General features: G+C 53.1%; 4 protein-coding genes. 1 reads left to right on the top strand and 3 read right to left on the bottom strand.

Translation table 11 applies throughout. The annotated features are described in order from the left end of the window. Window positions 1-110: 110 nt before the first annotated feature. The gene (locus tag DMG62_23520) at window positions 111-1,088 is read left to right on the top strand and encodes a hypothetical protein (GenBank protein ID PYY20486.1); all 978 of its coding nucleotides are present in this window, start codon (window positions 111-113) and stop codon (window positions 1,086-1,088) included. Window positions 1,089-1,412: 324 nt separating this feature from the next. Here DMG62_23520 and DMG62_23515 read toward each other — a convergent pair whose 3' ends face one another. The 3 genes from DMG62_23515 to DMG62_23505 form a co-directional block, all read right to left on the bottom strand. Beyond that, complete coding sequence (locus tag DMG62_23515; protein ID PYY20485.1) at window positions 1,413-2,168, bottom strand: hypothetical protein; 756 nt, start codon at window positions 2,166-2,168, stop codon at window positions 1,413-1,415. Further along, complete coding sequence (locus tag DMG62_23510) at window positions 2,140-2,715, bottom strand: hypothetical protein (protein PYY20484.1); 576 nt, start codon at window positions 2,713-2,715, stop codon at window positions 2,140-2,142. Before DMG62_23510 ends, DMG62_23515 begins: the two co-directional genes overlap by 29 nt. Next, window positions 2,715-3,149 (bottom strand): hypothetical protein (locus DMG62_23505; protein ID PYY20483.1); only part of this gene is annotated, 435 nt, incomplete at its 5' end. The genes DMG62_23505 and DMG62_23510, both read right to left, overlap by 1 nt.

Genomic DNA, 3,149 nt, shown 5'->3' with positions numbered 1-3,149 from the left:
CTAGCGACGGGTCCGCTTCACTTAACACATTCACTCTGAGTACCGGAAACCACACTATTAACGCCAAGTATTCTTCGGACACAGTTTTCGCTTCGAGTGGCGGAAACACGGTGCAGACAATCCGCCCAACTCCAACTCCTGCCCCGATTCAGGTAACCGTTCAAACAAATCCGACGGGCCTTACTTTCAGCGTCGATGGCACTCCTTACACGACTACCCAGGCGTTTTTCTGGGCGCCTGGCTCCAGCCACACGATTGCCACGACTTTGCCGCAGAGCGGCGGGGTTAGCACTCGCTACATTTGGAACAGCTGGAGTGGCGGTGGAACAATCTCGCACTCGGTCGCTCCGACGAAAAATACGACTTACACGGCTAAATTCAGTAAGCAATATTTCCTTACCATGAACGCTCAAAAGGGCGGAGCTGTCACCCCGCAGAGCGGATGGAAGCCTAGTGGAACGACAGTTTCGATCACTGCGACGTCAACTAATAACGCGTCAGTAAGCTATACCTTTAGTGGTTGGACAGGGAGCGGCAATGGCTCCTACTCTGGGACAAACAATCCAGCGTCAATCACGATGAGCGGGCCTATCATCGAGACGGCTGCGTTCACTCAAAAGCCGGTTCAGGTAACGGTACAAGCGAATATGGCGGGCGTTAGTTTTATGGTTGATGGCAGCACCTACACTGCTGCGCACATGTTTGCCTGGCAGCCCGGCTCGAGCCATTGGATCGCTACGACCTCGCCGCAGAGCCGTGGCACGGGGGCTCGTTACGTGTGGAGTAGCTGGACTGGGGGCGGAGCGATCTCACACACTGTCGCACCTACCACAAACAAGACCTACACAGCGATCTTCACGACGCAATATTACCTGACGATGTCCCATAACACCGGTGGCACAGTGAATCCCGCCAGTGGATGGAAAAATAGTGGCGCGGCCGTGTCAATCACGGCAACGCCAGCCATAGGCTACAACTTCAGCAACTGGACAGGCACCGGCACCGGCTCCTTCTCGGGCACAACCAACCCTGCTTCAATCACCATGGGCGCTCCCATCACCGAGACGGCTATCTTTACTCATAATTAACGTGACTCCCATCTCGCGTGCGGGCGATTTAGCGTCTATTCAGGAACGTGTGCAGCGGGTGTTTCTTCAGCTCAACGTTGCGGCTGACTGACAGCGGCCTAGGAGATGCTGACCCCTAATCAAATTCCCGTTGTGACCGTACCGGCAGAGCCTTCTTCTATGTTGGTCATTCTCTTAAAGATCAGAATCAAACCGCAGAAGCCATCTTCCCAGCTACGCTGCTTGGGAAATTCATCCCGTGATGAAGATAGAGGTGATCGAATGAACTATTGGGAAGTAATCGCTGACAATCTCAGCTAAGCCGGATGGAGCTGGGGCTGCGTCTCAGTGATTGATTCCAACGGGCCGAACGATCTGGATTGCGGACGCACATCGCGATGATGGAAAGCGTTTCGTTGTGCGTGCCGATGAAAAGCTGACTGCGTTTGTTGAACTGGAATTAGCGATTAGTAAGCCCCAGCGACTTGGGGCTCCACCCCCTGGTGAGGCTTTAGGTAGAACTTGAAGCGAAAGATCGTTTTCCGGGAAAGGTTGATCGTAGAACCAATCGTGTGAAAGCCACTCTGGTTGCCATTGCGGAGCCCGCTCGATAGTAGGAGCAAGCTCGCCAGCTCCCTTTCTGATCGTCTCGGATAATCCTTCATGCACCCTGCTGAGCGTGCGCATGTTAGGAATTGCGTATTCACGCACATCAAGCCATTGGATTGCACGGGCAAAGTCTGGAAAATACTCTCCATTGTGCAAGACTACAGGATAGATTGGTGACCACGCTGAAGTCTGATCCATCCGCTTGGCAAATGAGCGGGATTCACACCAGCACCAACGGGAGCGAAAATACATCATGCTCCAAAGTGCAACGATACAGCGCGAACCTCCTAAACCTCGGGCGATCTCTGCGACCAGTTTGGATTCATCCGTTTCGGTTGGGCTGATTTCGTTTACGTCTTGGAAGATTTTTATGCGGCGGCCTAGTTGCGTCTCAATCGACGCTTTGAGCAATAGGACAAATATCTCAAAAACCCAAGGCTTCCAGTCTTCTAAGTGTTTGTAGCTAAGGAAAAGGTCGTATTTGTATGCCATGGCTTCGATTCGGTCTAACGAGACGGAGCTGAGTCACCGCTGGCGGGGAGCTCCGCCACAGCGTGTGATCCTCTCCGTAAAGCTTACCAAACTGAGAGCCAAGCACACTGCGCGTGTAGTTCTGCACCGCATCCCAGCTTCCAAGTTTGTCCTTGAGACGCATCACGCCTAGTTGTTTAAGCGAGTCGTAGTACGTATCACGCGGTTTTTTCTTTCGAGTTAAATCCAGTTCTGAGTAATGCTTTCTCGCCCATTTCTTGAAATCGTTAATCACCTTTTCGATGCCGCCTCTCCAATCGATGGAGAACGGCACGAGTTCTTCAAGGCTTGTGCGCATGTGATTGTAGCGAATCGCGTTCAGAGTGTTTTGGTTAGTTTCAAGCCGAAGCCCCCGAGAAATCCCATCAGGATAACGGTCGCGAGTGACCGTAAGCAGACGCTTCCACTTGGCTCTCTTAGACGGTCGAATTTTCTGCCACCGTACGTCGGGAAATTCGGGCAGATTACGATTCACGATCCGGCGACAGCGACACCAGCCGATCACCATTAACCGATCACTGGTCGCCGGTTACTTTCGTTAGCAGGCGCGGAGCGTCGCTCGTGATCGAGCAGCCATTTCTTGCGCCACAAACCGCCACCGTACCCGCACAATGTCCCGTCAGCGCGAATGACGCGGTGGCACGGGATAACGATGCAAATCATGTTAGTTCCATTTGCGCGACCAACTGCGCGACGTGCGTTCTCATCGCCCAAGCGCTTAGCCATCCAGGAATACGAACGCGTTTCTCCGACTGGAATCGACCGCAAGATTCTCCACGCGCGCAATTGAAAGGACGATCCGACCGGAGCCAGCGGAACGTCAAACTCCAGCTTCTTGCCCGCGAAGTAATCCTTCAGTTGGGAACGAACACTATCGAGATACCGATGTTTCCCGGGCACTACATTTGTTCGCAATCGTTTCCGCAAAATGGACAACTCGCG

The sequence above is a fragment of the Acidobacteriota bacterium genome (genome assembly GCA_003225175.1).
In the GTDB taxonomy this organism is placed as follows: domain Bacteria; phylum Acidobacteriota; class Terriglobia; order Terriglobales; family Acidobacteriaceae; genus Gp1-AA112.
The sequence above is the reverse complement of the archived record's forward strand: the minus strand, read 5'-3'. Positions and strand labels throughout refer to the sequence as shown.